The organism is Bradyrhizobium sp. ORS 111 (assembly GCF_045571485.1).
Classification (GTDB): domain Bacteria; phylum Pseudomonadota; class Alphaproteobacteria; order Rhizobiales; family Xanthobacteraceae; genus Bradyrhizobium.
In genome coordinates, this window is the sequence record NZ_CP120701.1 from 4,052,862 (window position 1) to 4,073,605 (window position 20,744).

Sequence of the window (20,744 nt, forward strand, 5' to 3'; positions counted from 1 at the left end):
TCGCTACGCCACTCTTCGTGCCGCGCCGACCTTAGTCAGCACCATATCCAAGCAATCGATCATCGCCGCGATCTCCTCGCGCGTCACGTTGAGTGCGGGCATGAAGCGCAGCGTATCCGGCTGCGGCGAGTTGATCAGCACGCCGGCCGCGAAGGCCTGTGCGACGACGGCGACACCGATCGGCATTTTGAGATCGAGCGCGAGCAAAAGGCCGCGGCCTCTGATGCCACCGAGTCCATGCCGCGACGACAGCCGCTGCAATTCGCTCTCGAGGAACAGGCCGGTATCGGTCACCGATTTGAGGAAGTCGGGCTGGCCGACTTGCTCCAGCACGGCGAGGCCGGCAGCGCACATCAGCGGATTGCCGTTGAACGTGCCGCCCTGGTCGCCGTGATCAAAGCAGGAGGCATGCTCGGTTGCGAGCAGCGCCGCGAGCGGCACGCCGCCGCCGATGCCCTTGCCGAGCGTCATGATGTCGGGCTCGATCCCGGCATGCTGATACGCGAACAGCTTTCCGGTCCGGCCCATGCCGCTCTGGATCTCGTCGACGATCAGGAGCAGGCCGCGCTGCTGGGTCAGCGCCCGCAACTCGTGCATGAATTGATCGGTCGCAGGCCACACGCCGGCTTCGCCTTGGATCGGCTCCAGCATCACGGCGACCGTCGAGGGCGAGATCAGCCGGCGGACCGACTCGATGTCGTTCAGCTTTGCCTTCCGGAAGCCCGGCACCTTGGGCTCGAACAACGGCTCGAACGCCTTCTTGCCCGAGGCCGACATGGTCGCGAGCGTCCGGCCGTGAAAGCCGCCCTCGAAGGTGATGATCTCGTGGGCGCCGTTCTTGTACTTGGCGCCGAATTTGCGGGCGAGCTTGATCGCGCCCTCATTGGCTTCGGCGCCTGAATTGGCAAAGAACACCTGATCGAAGCAGCTCTGCTCGACCAGCGCCTTTGCGAGCTGAAGGCTGGGGCCGTTGTAGAAGGCAGGGCTCGGCGTCAGCAGGCGCTTGGCCTGCGCGGCCAGCGCCTCGGCAACCGCGGTCGGTGCATGGCCGAGCGGATTGACGGCCCAGCCCTGCACGAAATCGAGATAGCGGTTGCGGTTGTCGTCCCAGAGGTAGGAGCCCGCACCGCGCACGAACACGACCTCGGGGCGCGCGGTGATGTCCATCAGCGCGTCGAACGGATGGGTGGCGTTGGTCATGTCGATCTCCTCTGACAGTTCTGGGGGATTGGGGGCGGGCCGAAATGCGAGAAGGCCGCGCTTTGGGGCGCGGCCTTCTCGAAAACCTTGGCTGATCGTCTAGCTAATCAGCGCTGGCGTCGGACACGGCGCGACCCATCATCGTCGTTGGTACGACGACGGCAGATGGCGCGGCGGTTGGTCCGGTTCAGCTTCATGGCGCAGGCCCATACAGCCGAAGCGCCTTGCATGTCAAGCGTGTCAGAATCCTGCGACGCTGCCGTGCAGATCGTATTCGTCGGAGCGTTCGATCTTTGCGGTGACGATTTCGCCGACCTTGAGCGGGCGGCGGCTCGACAGATAGACGGCGCCGTCGATCTCCGGCGCATCGGCCTTCGATCGGCCCTTTGCCACGGTCGGACCGACCTCGTCGACAATCACCTGCTGGCGGGTGCCGACCTTGCGCTTCAGGCGTCTCGCCGAAATCTTCTGCTGGCGCGCCATCAGCGCATTCCAGCGCTCCTGCTTGACCTCGTCGGGCACGGCGTTGGCTATGGCATTCGACGCGGCGCCGGCGACCGGTTCGTATTTGAAGCAGCCGAGACGGTCGATCTGGGCTTCCTCGAGCCAGTCGAGCAGATAGGCGAAATCGGAATCGGTCTCGCCGGGGAAGCCGACGATGAAGGTCGAACGCAGCGTCAGCTCAGGGCACTGCTCGCGCCACTTCTGAATCCGCGCCAGCGTCTTCTCCTGCGCCGCCGGCCGCTTCATCGCGCGCAGCACGTTCGGGCTCGCATGCTGAAACGGGATGTCGAGATAGGGCAGCACCTTGCCTTCGGTCATCAGACCGATGACCTCGTCGACATGCGGGTAGGGGTAGACGTATTGCAGCCGCACCCAGGCGCCGAGCTCGCCGAGCTCCTTGGCGAGGTCGAAGAATTTGGCGCGAACGCTGCGGTCCTGCCACGGGCTCTCGGCATATTTCAGATCGACGCCATAGGCCGAAGTGTCCTGCGAGATGACGAGCAGCTCCTTGACGCCGGCCTTCACCAGCCGCTCGGCCTCGCGCAGCACGTCATTGGCCGGCCGCGAGACCAGGTCACCGCGCAGCTTCGGGATGATGCAAAAGCTGCAGCGGTTGTTGCAGCCTTCGGAAATCTTCAAGTAAGCGTAGTGCCGCGGCGTCAGCTTCACGCCCTGCGGTGGCACCAAGTCGAGATGCGGATTGTGGGCCGGCGGCAGCGCCCGGTGCACGGCCTCCAGCACACTCTCATATTGCTGCGGGCCTGTGATCGAGAGCACGCCGGGATAGGCGGTCTCGATCTGCTCGGGCTCGGCGCCCATGCAGCCGGTGACGATCACCTTGCCGTTCTCGGCCATGGCCTCGCCGATCGCCGACAGCGATTCTTGCTTGGCGCTGTCGAGGAAGCCGCAAGTATTGACGATCACAATATCGGCGCCGTCATGCTTGCGCGCGAGCTCATAGCCTTCCGCGCGCAATCTCGTGATGATGCGCTCGGAATCGACCAATGCCTTGGGGCATCCCAAGGAAACAAAGCTCACTTTGGGCGCGGCGGCCTGCTGCATAGATTGGATCTGCCTGATTGATGGGCAGGAGCTAGTCCCAATTGCCGAGAATTACAACCCTTTCCGGGCGCAATCGGCGTGTTATGGATGCGCCTTGCCGGGATTTGCGCGAGCCGTTTTCGAGCCGGTTCGCGCGAAGAAATGGGGCGAGACAGGAGGATGAGGGCATGACACGGTCCAGTCGGATCGCATCGTGCCCGGTGGTCGATGAACGTTGAGACGTCTCCCAAGATCGTCATAGTCGACGAAAGCCCGATCCGTGCAGCCATCCTGGAGGAGGGGCTGCGGGAGGCGGGCTATTCGGACGTCGTCCATATCAGCGAGATGCAGAGCCTACTGGCGCGGATCTACGCGCTCGACCCCGAAATCATCGTCATCGACCTCGAGAACCCGAGCCGCGACGTGCTGGAACAGATGTTCCAGGTCAGCCGCGCGGTCCGGCGGCCGATCGCGATGTTCGTCGACCAGAGCGATGCCGCCTCGATCCAGGCATCGGTGGATGCGGGGGTTTCCGCCTACATCGTGGACGGCCTGAAGAAGGAGCGCATCAAGCCGATCCTCGATCTCTGCGTCTCCCGCTTCAATGCCTTTGCCAAACTGCAGGACGAGCTCGATCGCACCAAGCACGCGCTGGAGGAGCGCAAGGTGATCGACCGCGCCAAGGGCATCCTGATGAAGATGAAGGGGCTGACCGAGGAGGAGGCCTACGTGCTGATGCGCTCGACCGCCATGCGCGAGAAAAAGAAGATCGGGGAGATTGCGCAATCGATCCTGACAGCGTCGGAGCTGCTGAAATGACCATACCATTGCGCATCGGGTTCATTCCGCTGGTCGATGCCGCAGCCCTGATCGTCGCCGCCGACAAGGGGTTCACGGCGGCCGAAGGCCTCGACGTCACCCTGGTGCGGGAAGTGTCGTGGTCGAACGTCCGCGACAAGCTGAATATCGGACTGTTTGACGCCGCCCACCTGCTGGCGCCGGTCGCGATCGCCTCGAGCCTCGGGCTCGGTCACGTCAAGGTTCCGATCGTTGCGCCGTTCAATCTCGGGCTCAATGGCAATGCGATTACGGTATCACCGGCGCTTTACGCCGACTTGATGGACGAGATCGACGGCGATCGCTTCGATCCGATGGCCACGTCGCGCGCGCTCGCCCGCGTGGTGGCGAAGCGGCGGGCGCGCGGCGCCGAACCGCTGATCTTCGGCATGACCTTCCCGTTCTCGACGCACAATTATCAATTGCGCTTCTGGATGGCCGCCGGCGGCGTCGATCCCGACGAGGATGTTCAGCTCGTGGTGTTGCCGCCGCCCTACATGGTGGACAGCCTCGCCAACGGGCACGTCGATGCGTTCTGCGTCGGCGCGCCCTGGAATTCGATCGCGGTCGATCTCGGCATCGGCCACATCCTGCATTTCGTCGCCGACATCCTGCTCAGCGCGGTGGAGAAGGTGCTGGCGGTGCGCCAGAACTGGTCGGAGAAGCATCCCGATGTGGTGGCGGCGCTGGTGCGCGCGCATCTGCGTGCCGCCGAATTCATTGAGGATCCGCAGAACCGGTCCGAGGTGGCGCACATCCTCGCGCAGCCGGAGCGGATCGGCGTCGACGCCAGCGTCGTCCAGCGCACGCTTGACGGCAGGTTGAAGATTGCGCCCGACGGTGCGATGCGCGAAAGCCGCCGCTACCTGCTGGTCGGCCGCGAGGCCGCGGCGCGGCCTGATCCGGCACAGGCCGCCTGGCTCTATGCGCAGATGGTCCGCTGGGGGCAGGCGCCCTTCAAGCCGGATGCGCTCAAGGCCGCGATGGCCGTGTTCAGGCCGGATCTTTACGATGCCGCATCGGGGCGCTCGGCGGGGCCTGCCAACCCGATCGGCGCCTTTGCCGGTCCACCGTTCGATTCCAATGACGTTCCGGGGCACCTGGCCGCCTTCAAGATCGGGCGCTGGAAACCTTGAATGGCCGTTGACCTGACTGACGAACGAGGGGTGGTTCCAGCAAGATGCGCATGAGGGCGGTTCCCGATGGTTCGAATTCGAGCGAATAAGGTTCTCGCGTGAGACCCTGGCGAAGCATTTTTTGCTCGGTACCGACTTTGTGAAGGCGGCGGCATCACTATTTTCGCGAGCCGCTTGAATCCGCGCCCGAACGATATTCCATAAGCTTGCAAATGGGGCGTTGGAGATCGACCATGCGCGAGCTATCGGCGGAAGCCCGCCTGCATCTTTACGCGCGAACCTTTTCACGGAAGACCGGGACCAAGATTCACACCGCGGCACTCTACGGCGCCTTTGCGGTGATCGCGGCAATTGTGTTCGGCACGCTTTCCGTTCACCCGTTCTGAAGCTTCGGGCCCAAGATTCTCAATGAAATCCAAAAGGGGTCGGCGGTAGCGCCGGCCCCTTCTGCTTGCTGGCAACTCAGTGCGCGGTCTTGAACGGCGCGACGGCGATGCCGGCATTCTTCAACGCCTCACGGACGCCGCGCGCGATGTCGACGGCCCCACGTGTGTCGCCATGGATGCAGACGGTATCGGTTTGCATCTTGATGACCTTGCCGGTGACGGACACCACCGCGCCGTCCTGCACCATCCGCACCACGCGGTCTGCGATCGCCTTGGGATCGTGCAGCACCGCGCCGGGCTTCTTGCGCGAAACCAGGTTGCCGTCGTCTTCGTAAGCGCGGTCGGCGAACACTTCATGCGCCATCCGCAGGTTGGCGGCCTCTCCGGCACGGACCAGCTTCGAATTCGCCAGCACCACGAAGACGAGGCTGGGATCGACCGCCTTGATCGCGTTGGCGATTGCCTTCGCGGTCATGTCGTCTTCGCAGGCGACGTTGGAGAGCGCGCCGTGCGCCTTCACGTGCGTGACCTTGTGGCCGGCGGCAGTCGCGATCGCCTGCAACGCGCCGATCTGATAGGCGACGAGGTTCTCGATCTCGGACGATTTCAGCCCGGGCACCGGGCGGCGGCCGAAGCCGTGCAGGTCGCGATAGCCGGGATGGGCGCCGACGCTGACGCCGCGCGCCTTCGCAAGCTCAACCGTCTGCCGCATGATGTCGGCATCGCCGGCGTGGAAGCCGCAGGCGACGTTGACCGAGGTCGCAAGCTCGATCATCGCCGCGTCATTACCCATTTCCCAAGGACCGAAGCTTTCGCCGAGATCGCAATTGAGGTCGATGGTTGAGGTCATGACGATCGCTCCGTTGTTGTGAGTGCGCTCTGTTGTTTGCATGATCTCCAGCAAACATTTTGCACTTGCCGCAAAGGAAACCTGCTCGCACGTTTCCGGATCATGCTCTATGGCACGGCGACCTGCCAGGTCGTAGCGTCGATGGCGCTGACGGCCTGGCCTGCGACGTTGGCATCTCTCAGCGCTTCGAGGTTAAGCCCGAAATCCTCGATGCCGCGCAGCCGTTCCGGCAGCGAGCGCAGCAGCTCCTGGAACTTGCTTGCCTCCGCCTGCGCCTCCGCCATCGTCACGGCCTTGAAGCGGAACGGGCGGCCGGCTGAGATCTGCGCGAAGCGGCCGAAGTCGGCTGATATCACGGTTGCGATCTTCGGATAGCCGCCGCTGGTGCCGCGGTCCGGCATCAGCACGATCGGCTGGCCGTTGCCCGGAATCTGGACGCTGCCGTTCACCGTGCCGTCCGACACGATGTTGTGGCCGTCGAGATGCTTGATGACCGGACCTTCGAGCCGATAGCCCATGCGGTCGCTGGTGGCCGATATTTTCCATTCGCTGTCGAGAAACAGCTTTTTGCTCTCCTCGGAGAACTCGTCATCCTGCGGTCCGAACACGATGCGGATCGGCGCGTCAGTGGTGGCCGGCAGCTCGATCCGGCGCTCGGCCGCGCCGCTCGCAGCTTGCGTCGTCAGCTCGTCGCCATCCTGCAATGGCCGCGGGTAGGGACTCCCGAGCCCGGCACGGGCGTTGACCGCGAGGCTGCCGAACATCGGCTCGCCTTCGATGCCACGTTCAATCGCGAGGTAGCTGAACGATCCGCCGCGGGCAAAGCCAAGTGTCAGGGTCTCGCCGTCCGCGAGCGTCGCGGAACTGTTGACCGTGACCGCGCGGCCGCCGATATCGGCATTGCGCGAGGCCCCCGCAAGTCCCACCCGCACGGCGCCGCGTGCCGTAAAGGTCGCGCCAAACGGGCCGATCTCGACTGCGGCGGCGAACAGCTCGTTGCCGACCAGCGTATTGGCAACCGCCAGCGCCAACCGGTCCATGGCGCCGCTCGGCGTCAGGCCGTAGCGCTGCGATCCCGGACGGCCGCTGTCCTGAACCGAGCTTGCGGGACCGATCGAGGTGACGACAAGCTTGCTCATGGCCTCACCAGTTCGGCGATGAATTTGCCGGCCTCGGCGGCGCGGTCCTGCTCGGCGAAGGTCTTGGCGTCCACCGCCGTGAAGGTGATGGCGTCGCCCGGCTCCAGCAGGAAGATCGGATCGCGATGGAGCTGGTAGGTCCTGACGGCAGTACGGCCGAGCAGATGCCAGCCGCTCGGACCGGCAAGGCACTGGATGCCGGTCTGGATGCCGCCGATCGAGATGGTGCCGGCGGGGGTCAGCAGCCGCGGATCCTTCCGACGCGGCATGTGCAGGAACTCTTCCAGGCCGCTCAGGTAGGACCACCCGGGCGTAAAACCGATCATCGCGACCCGATAGTCACCCGCTGTGTGACGCGCGACGATCTCGTCCGGCGTAGTATCGAGCGCCTTCGCCACGTCCTCAAGGTCGATGCCGTTCTCGCCGCCATAGGCAACGGGGATGCGCCAGCGCCGCGCACCGGTCGCGGTCGGCAGCGCCCGGGCTGCCCGCGCGAGCAGTTGCTCGCCGAGCGCGTCGAAGCCGATCTGCACGGGATCGTAGTGCACCAGCAGCGAGCGATAGGTCGGCACGGTCTCGGTGATGCCTGCGATCGGCTCCGCGGCGATGATGCGGTCGAGTGCCAGCACGCGTCGATTAGCGGCATCGTCGATGGTGCGGCTGAATTCCACCGTGATGGCACTGTCGCCACTCGGCAAAAGACGGGGAGGGCTTAGGGGTTCGGCCATTGGGTCAAGCAAACTCGTCGCGCATCAAGCTAGCGTGTTTTAGCGCGGAACGGAATTCGCCGTGTGCAAAATGATGTAGCAACTTCAATAAATTAATCGGCATGCCGACGATAAATTTGGATGATCGGAGGATTTCGCCACAGCCCTTGACGCAGGGGCTTCGCCCCGCAAGATGCAGCCGTTTGTTTCCTCCTACCGGAGCCTCAAGTCCCGATGTCCCTGTCTGCCGAAGCGATCGCGACGCTATCGCACGTCTCCACCGCCACCATAACCACGGTCCTGCTCAAGAAGGGCCTGCGTAACGTCTGGATGCGCGGCACCAAGCCGCTGCGGCCGGGCACAACGCGGTTGGTCGGCCCCGCCTTCACGCTGCGCTTCGTGCCGGCTCGCGAGGATCTGGCGACGCCGGAATCCTGGTCGTCACCGATCTCGACCCGTACCGCGATCGAGGCGATGCCGGAAGGCTGCATTGCCGTGGTCGACGCCATGGGCATCACCGATGCCGGCATCTTCGGCGACATCCTCTGTGCCCGCATGGTCAAGCGCGGTGTGACCGCCCTGATCACCGGCGGCGTCGTGCGCGATGTCGAGGGCGTGCTCGGCACCGGCCTTCCAGTGTGGTGCGACGGCTATGCGGCGCCGCCGTCGGTCGCGGGCCTGACCTTCGTCGGCTGGGGCGAGCCGATCGGGTGCGGCGGCGTTGCCGTGTTCCCGAACGACGTCGTCGTTGCCGACCAGGATGGCGCGGTGCTGATCCCGCAGGCGTTCCTCGACCACGTGCTGGCGGAAGGGCCGGAGCAGGAACGGATGGAGGCGTGGATCGTCAACGAGGTGAACAACGGCGCCCAATTGCCCGGGCTCTATCCGATGAACGCCGAGACCAAGGCACGCTACGCCGCCAGCAAGAAATAACTTGAGAAGAGCGAGGTAAGCCCATGGATATCCACGTTGCCGGCTCGCGGCCAACCCGCCGCGCGCCGAAGGAGAACTTTACCGGCACAGTGCTGCAGGACCCCATCAACATGGCGCCTGCGCCGGCGCGGCTGAACGCCTCGCGCGTGTCGTTCGAGCCGGGCGCACGGACCGCCTGGCACACCCATCCGCTCGGCCAGACGCTTTACGTGATCTCGGGCATCGGCCGGGTGCAGGCCAAGGGCGGCCCCATCAGGGAGATACGGCCCGGCGACGTCGTCTGGATTCCACCGAACGAGAAGCACTGGCACGGTGCCTCGCCCGGAAACAGCATGACACACATCGCCATGCAGGAGGCGCTTGACGGCGTCTACTCGACCTGGATGGAGCACGTCACGGACGAGGAATACGACGGCAAGGTCGGCTGAGGCGCTGATCGGTGGCCCGGATTGCGCGGCGCTCAATCCGGGTCCCGACACTCGATCACGACCAGGTGCGCCGAAGTGATGGACTTCGGCTGACTAATCAAACCATGCGGCGTAGATCTTCTTGTACGTGCCGTCTTCCTTCGAGATGTGCAGCCACTGGTCCACGAAATCCTTCAGCGCCACGTCGCGCTGCAGCCAATAGGCCTTTTCTGCAAAGTCGAACGGCTTGTCGGGATGCACCGCGCAGAGCACGCCCGGATGCAGCCTCTGTTGATAGCGTGTCTCTGACGCATCGGTCATCATCAGGTCGGCGTCGCCCTTGGCGATCTCGTCGAAGATCTTCGTGTTGTCGTTGAACACGCGGATCTCCGCGCTCTTCACGTTGGCGCGCGCGAAGCGCTCATTGGTGCCGCCGGGATTGACGACGATGCGGATGCCCGGCCTGTCGATCTCGGCGAGCGTGTCGTACTTGCCCTTGTCGGCGCAGCGCGCAATCGGCGTCTTGCCTTCGCGCATGATCGGGGTCGAGAACAGGCCCTTCTTCTGCCGGTCAAAGGTGATGGAGACGCCACCCATCGCGATGTCGAAATTGTCGGCCTCGAAATCCTTCATCATCTGCGGCCATGAGGTCGGCACGAACTCGACCTTGACGCCGAGCGCCTTGCCGAGCGCTTGTGCCATGTCGACGTCGAAGCCGCGGAATGTCTTCGTGTCCTGGTCGAGATAGGTGAAGGGCAGGTAGTCGCCGGTCATGCCGACGCGCAGCGTGCCGCGCGCGAGAATTTCGTCGAGACGGGATGGCGCGTGCTGCGCTTGAGCGGCAGACAGCAACATAGCCAAGGCGAGGCCGACCAATGCACGAAACATCAACTTCTCCGTCAATCCGACGACCGTCCGTGCCGGCATCCCAAGTGGCCAGGGGCCGGCCGCAATCTCGATAGGGCTAAGCCTCGCCGTCGTCGTTGGGTGCGAGACTGGTCGGCGCCGTGCGGCCGATCATCGCCTGCTTGAAATGCTCGAAGCGCCGCCGCGCCTCGGCCTCGCGATCGTCGACGAACCTGATCGCGGCGGCCGCCTCCATGGGGCCGTTAACCAGCGGGGTCGATCCCTCGCCAAAGGTCTCGTCGACGTAATAGCGCCCGCCGTCCTCGCGCACCGTCCAGCGAAAGCGGAGCGCCGCCATCGGTCCAGGGCCAGTTTTGGCGTAGCCATTGGCCTCGATCGGCTGGGTCTGCTCCAGTTGGGGCTGCTGCACTTGGCGCGGCTCTGGTTCGCTCCGCATGGGCTCGTCGGATGGCGGCAGAGGCGGAGGCATCGCTACCTCGGACGATGGCTCGTCGACCGGGTCGACAGCGGCCGACGGATTGTCCGCCGCCTTGACCGGTTCGGGAGGCGTGGTCGACTGGTCGAGAATGCTCGCGATCGCCGCAAGCGCGTTGTCGGTCGGGTCGTCGTGCGGCACCATTCGGTCTCCAGGCAAGGCATCGGCCGGGTTCGCCGGCGCGACTCTATCTACCTGATCTAGCTACCCTTTGTCAGCCTACGCACAAACCGGCGGGAGCTTGTCGCGCCACGGGCGGACCTGCTCGAGCTGGCCGGCAAGGCGGAACAGGCGTCCTTCTTCGCCGAGCTTGGCCGCGAACATCATCCCGAGCGGCAGTCCGGCCTTATTCCAGGCCAAGGGGACAGACATGGCCGGCTGACCGGACATGTTGAACATCGAAGTGCCCGGCATGTACCGACGCAGGATCGGCGCGATGTGGCCCAAGTCCTCCGACATCGTGTTCAGCTCGCCGAGCCGGAGCGGCGGCGCGCACAACGTCGGGCTGAGGAAGACGTCGCAGCCTTCGAAGAAGGTCGCGAGCCCCCGCGAAATCTGGAACGCGGCAAGCTGGGCGGCGACATAGTCCGCCGGTGTCAGCTTGAGGGAATTCTGGGCGCTGGCGAGGGTGAGGTGCTCGACATCGTCGGAGGTCAAGGCGCGGCCGAACCGTTGCTCGAGCAGCCGCACCGTCAATGCCGTGTTACCGCCGACGATCGCCGCCATCACCGGAGCTGGATCGACAGCCAGCACCGGCGCACGCTCCTCGACGTGGTGGCCGAGCCCCGCCAGGAGCCCGGCGACATCGCGGACCGCGGCGGCAATCTCGGGATCGATTGCATCGCCGTAGGGCGACTTGTCGGTGAAGCTGATGCGAAGCTGGCCCGGATCGCGGCCAACCTCCTGCGAGAACGGCCGCTCCGGCGGCGGCGCGACGTAGGGGCTCGATGGTTCGGGACCGTGCACCGCGTCCATCATCACTGCGCTGTCGCGGACGCTGACGCTGAGCACATGGCCGACGGAGAAGCCGCCCCAGCCTTCGCCGCGGTCCGGACCGACCGGATTGCGCGCCCGGCTCGGCTTCATGCCGAACACGCCGGAGGCCGAAGCCGGAATTCGGATCGAGCCGCCACCGTCGCTGGCGTGCGCGACGGGCAGGATGCGCGCTGCCACCGCCGCGGCGGCGCCGCCGGAGGAGCCGCCCGAGGAATGATCGAGATTCCATGGGTTGCGGGTCGGCCCGAACAAGCGGGTTTCCGTGGTCGGCATCAGCCCGAATTCCGGGCTCGAGCTCTTGCCGAAAACCGTGACGCCGGCGTCGAGAAAGCGCTGGGCCAGCGTGCTGTTGTGATCGGCGACGAACTCTTTCAGCACGCTGGCGCCCGACGTGGTGCGCGTGCCCTCGAGCGGATCGAGATCCTTGAGGAGGAACGGAACGCCGGTGAAGGGGCCGTCAGGCAGACCCTTGGCGATTTGGCGCTCGGCATAGTCGTAATGCTTGACAACGACCGCGTTGATCTGCGGGTCGACCTTCGCGGTACGCGCGATCGCCTCGTCGAGCAGCTCTTTTGCGGTCACTTCCTTCTTGCGGACGAGTTCCGCGAGACCAACCGCGTCGTAATTGCCGAATTCCTTGAAACCCATATCGATGCTCCACATCGCCGGGCCGACCGACTGGATCGGCCGCGGCGCGAACGAGGGAGACTGAAGCTCAGCCGAGGACGTCCTGATTGATGACGTTCTGGCGCAGCGGATTGCCGTCCAGAACGCTCAGGATATTGCGCGCTGTCTGCTCGCTCATCCGATCGACCGCCTCGACGGTAACGCCGGCGACGTGCGGCGCCATGATCACGTTCGGCAAGTCGTGCAGGGGCTGGCCGACCGGCGGCGGCTCGACCTCGAAGACGTCGAGACCGGCACCGGCGAGCTTGCCCGATACCAGCGCGTCGTGCAGCGCCCTTTCATCGACGATGCCACCGCGCGCGGTGTTGATGAGGTAGGCGGTCGGCTTCATCCGCCTGAGCCGGGCCGCATTGAACATGCCGACCGTCTCCGGCGCCTTTGGGCAATGGATGGTGACGAAATCCGCCCGCGGCAGAGCCGCGTCGAGATCTGGCACTGCTTCGCAGCCGGCTGCCGTGATCTCGGCGGCGGACTTATAGGGATCGTACACCAGCACATTCATTTCCATTGCCAGGCAGCGCTTGGCTGTGCGGGTGCCGATGCGGCCGAAGCCCACGATCAGGACCGTCTTGCCGTAGAGATCGAACGGCAACACGCCGAGACGGCTCGCCCAGGTACCTTCCTTCACCATGGCGTGCATTTCCTGCGCGCGCTTGGCCAGCGTCAGCATCATGAACAGCGCCTGTTCTGCGACCGATGGGGAGTTTGCGGTGCCCGCGACCATCAGCGGCACCTTGCGACGGGACAGTGCAGGCACGTCGACGGCGTCGTAACCGACGCCAATCCGCGTCACCACCTTCATGTCCTTTGATGCCTCGAGTTCAGCCTCGCCGAAGCGGGTCGCGCCGAGCGCCACGCCATGCACCGGCGCGTGCTGCTGCAGCATGGCCTGGAAATCCTTGGCGGAGATCAGGTTCGGAAATTCGATGAGTTCGATGTCGTCCCGCTCGTTGAGGAGAGCGCGCGCCCCCGGCGACAATGTCTGGGTGACGAAAATCTTGTTCTTGTTGGTGGCCATTTCCTGCCCTTGAGGTTTCTTGTGCGCCGTCAAAGGACGGCGCCGGTCACCTCGTTTAGCAAATGCATATTGTTAAGGTCCACAGCCAATCGGAGCGGGCTGCCATCCTGCGCGCCGGCGTTGGGGCTGACCCGGCCGCAGACCTGGGTGCCGTCGAGCGTGAAGTAGACCAGGGTCTCCATGCCCATCGGCTCGGTAACGTCGAGCTGCGCGTCGAACGGCTCGACGCCGGGCTCGGCATGCGGTCTGGACTCGGCGAGATGCTCGGGCCGGATGCCGAGCAGCAGCTTGTCGGTCCGCGGCACGGTCTGGTAGCGGACTGCCCGCTGTGGCGGCACCGGGAAGGCGAGGCGGTCGGTCAGCCGTATCTGCAGCCTGCCTGCGTCGTCCTCGAGCCGGCACGGCACGAAGTTCATGGCCGGCGAGCCGATGAAGCTCGCGACGAACCGGGTCGCCGGTTTGTGATAGAGCTCGTTGGGCGTGCCGATCTGCTCGATGCGGCCGTGGTTCATCACCACCACGCGGTCGGCCAGCGTCATCGCCTCGACCTGGTCGTGGGTGACGTACACGGTCGTGGTGCGAACCTTCTGGTGCACCTTCTTGATCTCGATCCGCATCTGCACGCGCAGCTTGGCGTCGAGGTTGGACAGCGGCTCATCGAACAGGAACACCTTCGGATTGCGCACGATCGCGCGTCCCATCGCGACGCGCTGACGCTGGCCGCCGGAGAGCTGCTTCGGCTTGCGGTCGATCAGGTCCGTGATGTCGAGCATGCGCGCGGCTTCGGCGACCCGGGTCTTGATCTCGGCCTTCGGATAGTGCTTCAGCCGCAGCCCGAACGACATGTTCTCGGCGACCGTCATGTGCGGGTAAAGGGCGTAGTTCTGGAACACCATCGCGATGTCGCGGTCCTTCGGCGGCACGTCGTTGACGACGTCGCCGCCGATCATGATGTCGCCGTCGGAAATGTCCTCGAGGCCGGCGATCATCCGCAACGTGGTCGACTTGCCGCAGCCGGAGGGACCGACCAGCACCACGAACTCATGGTCGGCGATGTCGAGGTCGATGCCGCGCACCGCCTCGACGTCGTCATAACGTTTCACCACCTTGCGCAACGTAACGTCTGCCATGAATCCTACCTTTACCGTGTTCAACCCTTTGTCGCACCGGCGGTCAGGCCGGCAATGTAGTAGTCCATCAGGAAGGCATAGATGATCAGCGGCGGCGCGGCGCCGAGCAGGGCGCCGGTCATGATCTGGCCCCAGTTGAAGACGTCGCCCTTGATCAGGGTGGTGATGATGCCGACCGGCAGCACGAGCTGGTCGGTCGAAGTCGTGAACACCAGCGGATAGAGGAACTGTGCCCAGGACACGGTGAAGGCAAAGATCGTCGCCGCGATCAGGCCGGGCAACGCGACCGGGATGAAGATACGCGTCAGCGTCTGGAACCAGCTCGCGCCATCGATGATCGCAGCCTCATCGAGCTCCTTCGGGATCGAGGCGAAATAGCCGATCATGATCCAGGTGCAGAACGGCACCGTCAGCGTCGGATAGATAAACAGCAGAACGTACCAGCGGTTGACGAGCTGAATGCCGGTCCAGTCGCCGAACTGCGCGAACATCTTGAACAGCGGAATGAACAGCAAGCTGTCGGGAATGAGATAGGTGAGGAATACGCCGGTCGCGAGCGTGGCCGAGCCCCAGAACTTCATCCGCGCCAGCGCGAAGGCGGCCGGCACGCTGATCAGCATGGTGATGGTCACCACGATGATCGAGACCCATGCCGAATTCCAGAAGAAGCGCAGGAACTGGTTCGAGGTCAACAGCTCGATGTAATTCTCAAGCGTCGGATGAAACACCCACCACGGATTGGTCGCCGCCGAGATTTCAGCACTGCTCTTCAGCGAGGTGATCAGCATATAAAGCGGCGGCGTCAGCGAGAAGATCGCAAACAACACCAGGAAGAAATAGGACCACCGCAGCGCCCAAGCGCGGTCGCGGCTCATGCTGCCGTATTTGACCTTCCGTCGAGGTCCGGATTTGTCGATCGTAACCGTGCTCATCAGGCTTCGTTCCCGCGTTTGGTGACGTCGCGCAGGATGAAGATCGCCGCGATCGCCAGGATCGGCACCATGAACAACGAGACGCTGGCGCCGAGCGGAATATCGCTGCCCTCGATGCCGACGCGGAACGCCCAGGTCGCGAAGATGTGGGTGTGGTCGAGCGGGCCGCCGGCAGTCAGGATGCGCACGATGTCGAAATTGGCGAAGGTCACGATCAACGAGAACAGGGTCGTGATCGCGATGATGTTGCGCATCATCGGCAGCGTCACATACCAGATGCGCTGCCACCAGTTGGCGCCATCGATGGCCGCGGCCTCATAGAGCTGCTCGGGCACCGATTTCAGCGCCGCCAGATACATGATCATGAAGAACGGCGCGCCGTACCAGACGTTGACCAGGATAACGGAGAAGCGCGCCCACATCGCGTCGCCGGTCCACGGGATCGGTCCGATACCGAACAGCGAGAGCGTGTAGTTGAACGCGCTGTAGGAGGGGTCGAACAGCCAGAGCCAGGCCAGCGTGCTCATCGCCGGCGGGATCACCCACGGCACCAGCAGCATGCCGCGCCATTTCCGCTGCTTCTTGGCCGGCACATTGTGCACGAAATGCGCGACGATGAAGCCGATCAGCGCTTTGAAGATCACCGCCGAGATGGCGAAAATGCAGGATTGCTTGACCACCAGCCAGAAGGTGTCGCGCTTGAACAGGAACTGGAAATTGCCAAAGCCGACGAACTTCGTCATCGCCTTATTCAGCGTCGCCAGATGCAAGGAATAAAGCGCCGGATAGAGCACGAGCACGGCAACGAGCAGGATCAAGGGCAGCGTCATGAGGAACGCGACCATCGACTTGCGCCGCAGCGCGTTGCGTAAACTGGTGCGCTTGCGCGAGGCTGTCGCAACGCGGTTCGACTGCAGAGTGACATCAACCATGACGCAGGTCCTTTGCGCGGTTGGTTGTAGGACCGGCCGCCGAAGCGGCGGCCGGTATGGAAGGTGAACTCTCGTGCGGCCGCCATCGCAGGCCATCGCGAGAGCTCAGGTTTCGTCAGCTTCGCATGAAGCCTTCGCACTCGCCTTCGGCCCAGGCGAGCGTGCTCTCCATGCTCTCACCCTGGTGGTATCTCAGGCACATCTTGGTCAGCGTGGCCTGGAAGTAGATTTGCTGCGCGACCTTGGGCGGTGCCGGCGAGGCCGCGATCGACAGCGTCTGATGGTTGTAGGGGTTCGGGTAGTGGTAGAGCGTGCCCTTCGGCGGCTCTTCCTCAGCCCAGACCTTCAAGGTCGTGAGCTTCTCGTAGGCCGGCAGATCATAGCCGCCGCTCGCGACCACCATCTTTTCGATCGATGCCGGCTGCGACAGGAACGACAGCAAGCTCTTGGCTGCCTCCTTGTTCTTGGAGAATGACCAGATCGACCAGAAGAACGGCAGGTACGGGGCGAAGCGTCCCTTGGGGCCGGCTGGGAAGCCGTGGGTCCAGCATTGCTCGGCGACCTGCGGCGCATCGCGTTTGGCGACCGCCCACGCGCTCGGCGGGTTCATGATCATCGCGCCCTTGCCGGACACCAGCCACTTGTTGTTGGACGCATCGTCCCAGGCCGAGACGTCGGGCGGCAGGAAGGCGATCAGCTTCTTGTAGAAGTCGAGGGCCTGGCGCACCGCGTCGGTCTTAACCGTCAGGTTGCCCTTGGCATCGACGAGCTGGGCGCCGAATGACTGGAAGATCGCGCCTGCGGTGTCGACGCTATCGCTGGTCTCGCCGAGACCGATGCCGAATGGGTAGCCGCCCTTGTGACAAGCTTCCGCAGCCTTCAGGAATGTGTCCAGCGTCCAGTTGTCGGCCTTTGGCTGGCTTCCGGCCGGGTACATCGCCTGCACGTCAATGTTGGCGAGCTTCTTCATCAGGTCGATGCGCGAGCAGGGGCCTTTGATCTGGCTGCCGACGCTGGCGGGAACTCCAAGCCATTTGCCATCGGCCTGGCCGAGATACTTGACCGTGCCGTTGACCTCGCCGTTCAGTTTGATCAGCGGCTCCATGATGTCGTTGACGGGCTCGAGCAGCTCGGCGTTGGACTGCGGCCACCATGTCGGCATCTGGAAAATGTCGTGACCGGATTTGGCCTGGGCCTCGGCGGCGATTGTCACGATGTTCTTGTTGCCCTGGCTCGTGATGTAGTCGAGCTGGACCTCAACCTTTTCTTTCGCGGCCCACTCGTTGACCAACTCGGTCGAGGCCTTGTTGGCACCGGGCACCCAGTGATCCCAGAAGCCCATCGAGAGCTTGCCGGCCGCGTAGGCGCCACGGACATAGGGGGCCGTGATCAGCGCCGCCGATGACAGCGCTGTCGCAGTAACGAATTGTCGTCGTGAAAGCTTCTTCCGTGACATGGCATTCCCTCCCTGGCGAGCCGACGGACAAAAGACTTTGGAAATCTCATTGTTATTCTTCTGCGCGTCGCATTCGCGCGACGTCGTGAGATTTCGTTATTGCCGATCAGAACAGAATTGCCGGCGTCTGTCGAGAAATCACAGAGCGGCATGCATTGAACTAATGTTGTGGTCAAATCGCAGGCAATGCCGCGCGCGTGATTGCGATTGCAGGCCGATGGCAGCAGCTTTGGCGATCATGCTGCGTCGCACGCGTGAGCCGCCGTGCACAGTGTTTGCGATGGTGCGCCGTTGAGCCGCAGGTTCCCCGCCTGGCAGCAACGCGGAGCGGGCGTCGGACGTGTCGTCACCGTCGGGCGCGCCGCCGCCGATAGACTTGGCAAAGCTGGAAACGCTAAGCTCCCGATCGGTCGACGACGCGCACTGCCCCGCATGAACTACAAGCCTTCAATCTCACCAGCGATCATGGAGATCCGATCATGCCCATCCCGGTAGCGAGGCCGCATGTGCGGTGGAAACTGTGCATCGCGGTCGGGGCGGCCACCATCATGCTGTTGGCAGCGCCCCACATCGTCGATGCGCAGATCGTGCAGGGCGTCGAAAAGGGGGCTCGTGAAGGCTCCAAGGCCGCCGGACCGGTCGGCGGCGTCCTCGGCGGCGCGATCGGAGGGGTGGTCGGGGTGGTGACCGGCGTCACCGGTGTCTTCACCGGCAACAATGCCAATACTCCCAACAACGCCGCCGGCAAGAACACGCCGTCTCAACCGGCAGCGCCGGGCGACAGGCAGGGGACCAAGGGTACGAAGTCAGCCAAGGCTGCCAAAGACCGGGGAACGAAGCAACCGGCCGTGCTGACCCAGGAGGGGGCGCCGCAACTCACCGCCGAGCAGATCGTCGCCAACAGCGACGCCAACATCGAACGGATCAAGGCGGAGTTGAACCTGACGCCCGAGCAGGAGAAGCAATGGCCCGGATTTAGCAGCGCGATGCACTATCTCGGGCACAACGGTGCCGACCGCGTCAACTTGCGCATCGCGCGGGCGCAACGCGATCCGCCCGACGACATCATCGAGCAGATGCGCAACGAGGCCCAATTCCTCAACGATCGTGCGGTCGATCAGCGCAACGTCGCCGACGCGGCTGAGCCGCTCTACACCACTCTGGACGACAAGCAGAAACAGATATTCGTCAATGAAATGGTGCGCCTTAGCCACGAGCGCGGGCTCGACTGACGCTGAACGGGGGGCCAAGCCGCGACGAATAGCCGGGCCGCCAGGCCCTGGGGTAGGTTAAAGGCGCGACTCCCGGCTATCCTGCCGCAGCGGCGCGGCGGGGCCACATCGTCATTTAATCTTGAAGAAAAACGGACCGGATCGCGCCCGACTGATGGCCGACTTGGGGCCTTGTCGGGAACCGGGCGCTCTCGGTGACAGAGCGACCGACTGGACCGCCAGCCGGCCGATCAGGGCAGGGCGGTCCAACGATATCAGGTCAGCTCTTCGGAAAGTTCAACTCCACGCCGATGCCATCGGGGTCGTAGAGGAAGATCTGGGTATCGCCGGTCCGTGGCACGATCTGCTCACGAAATTGGACCTTCCTGGCTTCTAGACGCTTGCGAACTGCATCGACATCGGTGGCGGCGAAGGCGATATGGTCGAGGCGGCCGGTGTCCTCGTATGTCTTCTCGGTGCCGCGCACCACAATGCCCTCGCGCGGCTTGCGGGTCCCCATCAGATGCACGGTCGCTTGGCCGCCCGAATAGAGCCAGTAACCGGGAAAATCGAGTGGCGGCCGGTCACCATTCTCCAGGCCGAGCACGTCGCAATAGAACTCCTTGGTCTTCTCGAGATCCTGTGGCTCGATGGTGTAATGCTGCAGTCCGCCCAATGGCATGGTTCTTCTCCTTGAGAAGTCAGGTTAGACAAAGGCGAGGTCCGCATCGGCGCCCAGCATCCAGGCGCCGACGGTTTCGAAGTGGCTGAGCCGGCCCTGCAATTGCTGGGTCACGGTATGGATGTCGCGGAAGCGCCGTTCGAGCGGATGCCCTTCGAAGATCGCGGTGGCGCCGGCGGCGTTGTAGGCAAAGTCGACGGCTTCGCGCGCCTTGTGGATCGCGTGCGTTGCCGCCATCCGGATGGTCATGCGTTGCGCCACGGTGATGCTGTGGCCGGCCACCAGGTCCTTCCAGATATCGGCCATCGACTGCAGCAGGAAAGCGCGGGCGGCACGTAGATTGACCTCGGCCTGCGCCAGGGCCGATTGCACCACCGCATTGTCCCGGATCGGGCTCTTCATGCCACGCGGCACCTTGTTGCGGGCGACATCGACGAAGTGGTCGAGCGCGCCGCGGGCAATGCCGCAGGCGACGCCGGCGAAGCCGACCTGATAGCAGGTGTGGTTGCTCATCCGGTACAGCGGGCCGGTCTCGCGGCATTCGCGGTCGAACTCGCGGGTGATCGAATGGTCGGAGCGGACGAAGAAGTCATTGAGCGCGAACTGATCGCTGGCGGTGCCGCGCAGGCCAACCGTGTTCCAGATGTCGGTCCATTCGACGTCTTCGGTCCGCACCAGCATGGTTCGCTCGAGCTGCTCGCCATTGGCGTCGCGTTTGGGCGAGCCGTCGGCCGCATAGATCGGGCAGTGGGCGCCGAGCCAGGTGGCGTGCCGTCCGCCGGAGGCGAATGACCAGATGCCCGTGACGCGATAGCCGCCCTCGCATTCCACAGCCTTGACCTTCGGTCCCGGCCCCCAGGCGAGCACCGCGCGAGGCTCGCCAAAGATCTCCCGTGCCACCGGCAGGTCGAGATAGGCCGCCGACATCGCGCAGCCGCCGGCCTGGCTCAGGCACCACGCCGTCGATGCATCGGCCTTGGCGATGGTCTCGATGACGTGAAAGAAGGTGACTGGATCGGTCTCGATCCCGTCCGACGAGCGCGGCAGCAACAGGCGGAACAGCCTTGCCTCGTGCAGCCGGTCGAGCAGATCGGGCGGCAGCCGGCGCGTTGTCTCGATGCTGTCGGAGGCGGCGGCAACGTCGCCCCGGATCGCTTCGGCGCGGGCGATCACCTCCCGATCGCCGACAAGATCGTCTGAGGTCATAGCCATGGCGAG

General features: G+C 64.2%; 21 protein-coding genes. 6 read left to right on the top strand and 15 right to left on the bottom strand.

Going from position 1 to position 20,744, the window contains the following annotated elements:
* Positions 1 to 3 precede the first annotated feature (3 nt).
* On the bottom strand, positions 4 to 1,200 hold the full coding sequence (locus tag P6U30_RS18935; protein WP_407164421.1) for an acetylornithine transaminase: 1,197 nt from the start codon (positions 1,198 to 1,200) through the stop codon (positions 4 to 6).
* A 240-nt stretch (positions 1,201 to 1,440) separates the two neighbouring features.
* The gene (gene rimO, locus P6U30_RS18940; RefSeq protein WP_407164423.1) at positions 1,441 to 2,766 is read right to left on the bottom strand and encodes a 30S ribosomal protein S12 methylthiotransferase RimO; all 1,326 of its coding nucleotides are present in this window, start codon (positions 2,764 to 2,766) and stop codon (positions 1,441 to 1,443) included.
* Between the two features lie 207 nt (positions 2,767 to 2,973).
* On the opposite strand from rimO, the gene P6U30_RS18945 reads away from it, so the two are divergent.
* The 3 genes from P6U30_RS18945 (at position 2,974) to P6U30_RS18955 (ending at position 5,104) form a co-directional block, all read left to right on the top strand.
* Positions 2,974 to 3,564, top strand: a complete 591-nt coding sequence (locus tag P6U30_RS18945; RefSeq protein WP_407146133.1) for an ANTAR domain-containing response regulator — start codon at positions 2,974 to 2,976, stop codon at positions 3,562 to 3,564.
* Complete coding sequence (locus P6U30_RS18950; protein ID WP_407164425.1) at positions 3,561 to 4,718, top strand: CmpA/NrtA family ABC transporter substrate-binding protein; 1,158 nt, start codon at positions 3,561 to 3,563, stop codon at positions 4,716 to 4,718. The genes P6U30_RS18945 and P6U30_RS18950 overlap by 4 nt, the downstream gene beginning before the upstream one ends.
* A gap of 233 nt (positions 4,719 to 4,951) precedes the next feature.
* A complete protein-coding gene (locus P6U30_RS18955) occupies positions 4,952 to 5,104 on the top strand; it encodes a hypothetical protein (RefSeq protein WP_407164427.1) in 153 nt (50 codons plus the stop codon).
* A gap of 76 nt (positions 5,105 to 5,180) precedes the next feature.
* Here the strand turns inward: P6U30_RS18955 and P6U30_RS18960 are convergent, their stop codons facing one another.
* The 3 genes from P6U30_RS18960 to pxpB all read right to left on the bottom strand — a co-directional run bounded on the left by P6U30_RS18960 (position 5,181) and on the right by pxpB (position 7,821).
* The gene (locus tag P6U30_RS18960; RefSeq protein WP_407164428.1) at positions 5,181 to 5,954 is read right to left on the bottom strand and encodes a LamB/YcsF family protein; all 774 of its coding nucleotides are present in this window, start codon (positions 5,952 to 5,954) and stop codon (positions 5,181 to 5,183) included.
* Positions 5,955 to 6,061: 107 nt separating this feature from the next.
* Positions 6,062 to 7,093 carry a biotin-dependent carboxyltransferase family protein gene (locus P6U30_RS18965; protein WP_407164430.1) on the bottom strand — a complete coding sequence of 344 codons (1,032 nt, stop codon included), beginning with the start codon at positions 7,091 to 7,093 and terminating at the stop codon, positions 6,062 to 6,064.
* The gene (gene pxpB / locus P6U30_RS18970) at positions 7,090 to 7,821 is read right to left on the bottom strand and encodes a 5-oxoprolinase subunit PxpB (protein WP_407164432.1); all 732 of its coding nucleotides are present in this window, start codon (positions 7,819 to 7,821) and stop codon (positions 7,090 to 7,092) included. The genes P6U30_RS18965 and pxpB overlap by 4 nt, the downstream gene beginning before the upstream one ends.
* 213 nt (positions 7,822 to 8,034) lie before the next feature.
* Here pxpB and P6U30_RS18975 point away from each other — a divergent pair, with 213 nt between their 5' ends.
* Entirely contained in the window at positions 8,035 to 8,733 is a 699-nt protein-coding gene (locus P6U30_RS18975) for a ribonuclease activity regulator RraA (RefSeq protein WP_407164434.1), read from the top strand.
* A 23-nt stretch (positions 8,734 to 8,756) separates the two neighbouring features.
* On the top strand, positions 8,757 to 9,161 hold the full coding sequence (locus P6U30_RS18980; protein ID WP_407164435.1) for a cupin domain-containing protein: 405 nt from the start codon (positions 8,757 to 8,759) through the stop codon (positions 9,159 to 9,161).
* Between the two features lie 93 nt (positions 9,162 to 9,254).
* On the opposite strand, the gene P6U30_RS18985 is transcribed toward P6U30_RS18980, so the two are convergent.
* The 8 genes from P6U30_RS18985 to P6U30_RS19020 form a co-directional block, all read right to left on the bottom strand.
* Positions 9,255 to 10,028 carry a transporter substrate-binding domain-containing protein gene (locus tag P6U30_RS18985; RefSeq protein WP_407164437.1) on the bottom strand — a complete coding sequence of 258 codons (774 nt, stop codon included), beginning with the start codon at positions 10,026 to 10,028 and terminating at the stop codon, positions 9,255 to 9,257.
* A gap of 76 nt (positions 10,029 to 10,104) precedes the next feature.
* Positions 10,105 to 10,626 carry a hypothetical protein gene (locus tag P6U30_RS18990; protein ID WP_407164439.1) on the bottom strand — a complete coding sequence of 174 codons (522 nt, stop codon included), beginning with the start codon at positions 10,624 to 10,626 and terminating at the stop codon, positions 10,105 to 10,107.
* A 75-nt stretch (positions 10,627 to 10,701) separates the two neighbouring features.
* Positions 10,702 to 12,126 carry an amidase gene (locus P6U30_RS18995; RefSeq protein WP_407164441.1) on the bottom strand — a complete coding sequence of 475 codons (1,425 nt, stop codon included), beginning with the start codon at positions 12,124 to 12,126 and terminating at the stop codon, positions 10,702 to 10,704.
* 67 nt (positions 12,127 to 12,193) lie between these two features.
* Positions 12,194 to 13,183 (bottom strand): hydroxyacid dehydrogenase, encoded by a 990-nt coding sequence (locus P6U30_RS19000; RefSeq protein ID WP_407164443.1) that lies wholly within the window; start codon positions 13,181 to 13,183, stop codon positions 12,194 to 12,196.
* A gap of 29 nt (positions 13,184 to 13,212) precedes the next feature.
* Positions 13,213 to 14,313 carry an ABC transporter ATP-binding protein gene (locus P6U30_RS19005; protein ID WP_407164445.1) on the bottom strand — a complete coding sequence of 367 codons (1,101 nt, stop codon included), beginning with the start codon at positions 14,311 to 14,313 and terminating at the stop codon, positions 13,213 to 13,215.
* Positions 14,314 to 14,333: 20 nt separating this feature from the next.
* The gene (locus P6U30_RS19010) at positions 14,334 to 15,245 is read right to left on the bottom strand and encodes a carbohydrate ABC transporter permease (protein ID WP_407164446.1); all 912 of its coding nucleotides are present in this window, start codon (positions 15,243 to 15,245) and stop codon (positions 14,334 to 14,336) included.
* Complete coding sequence (locus P6U30_RS19015) at positions 15,245 to 16,177, bottom strand: carbohydrate ABC transporter permease (protein ID WP_407164448.1); 933 nt, start codon at positions 16,175 to 16,177, stop codon at positions 15,245 to 15,247. Before P6U30_RS19015 ends, P6U30_RS19010 begins: the two co-directional genes overlap by 1 nt.
* Positions 16,178 to 16,292: 115 nt before the next feature.
* Positions 16,293 to 17,633, bottom strand: a complete 1,341-nt coding sequence (locus P6U30_RS19020) for an ABC transporter substrate-binding protein (protein WP_407164450.1) — start codon at positions 17,631 to 17,633, stop codon at positions 16,293 to 16,295.
* Between the two features lie 479 nt (positions 17,634 to 18,112).
* Between P6U30_RS19020 and P6U30_RS19025 the strand changes: the two genes are divergently transcribed.
* Positions 18,113 to 18,865, top strand: coding sequence for a Spy/CpxP family protein refolding chaperone (locus P6U30_RS19025; protein ID WP_407164452.1), 753 nt, complete (start codon positions 18,113 to 18,115; stop codon positions 18,863 to 18,865).
* A gap of 259 nt (positions 18,866 to 19,124) precedes the next feature.
* Here the strand turns inward: P6U30_RS19025 and P6U30_RS19030 are convergent, their stop codons facing one another.
* On the bottom strand, positions 19,125 to 19,526 hold the full coding sequence (locus tag P6U30_RS19030; RefSeq protein ID WP_407164454.1) for a VOC family protein: 402 nt from the start codon (positions 19,524 to 19,526) through the stop codon (positions 19,125 to 19,127).
* Between the two features lie 24 nt (positions 19,527 to 19,550).
* Positions 19,551 to 20,738: an acyl-CoA dehydrogenase family protein gene (locus tag P6U30_RS19035; RefSeq protein ID WP_407164456.1), complete on the bottom strand. Its 1,188-nt coding sequence runs from the start codon at positions 20,736 to 20,738 to the stop codon at positions 19,551 to 19,553.
* Between the last annotated feature and the right edge of the window lie 6 nt (positions 20,739 to 20,744).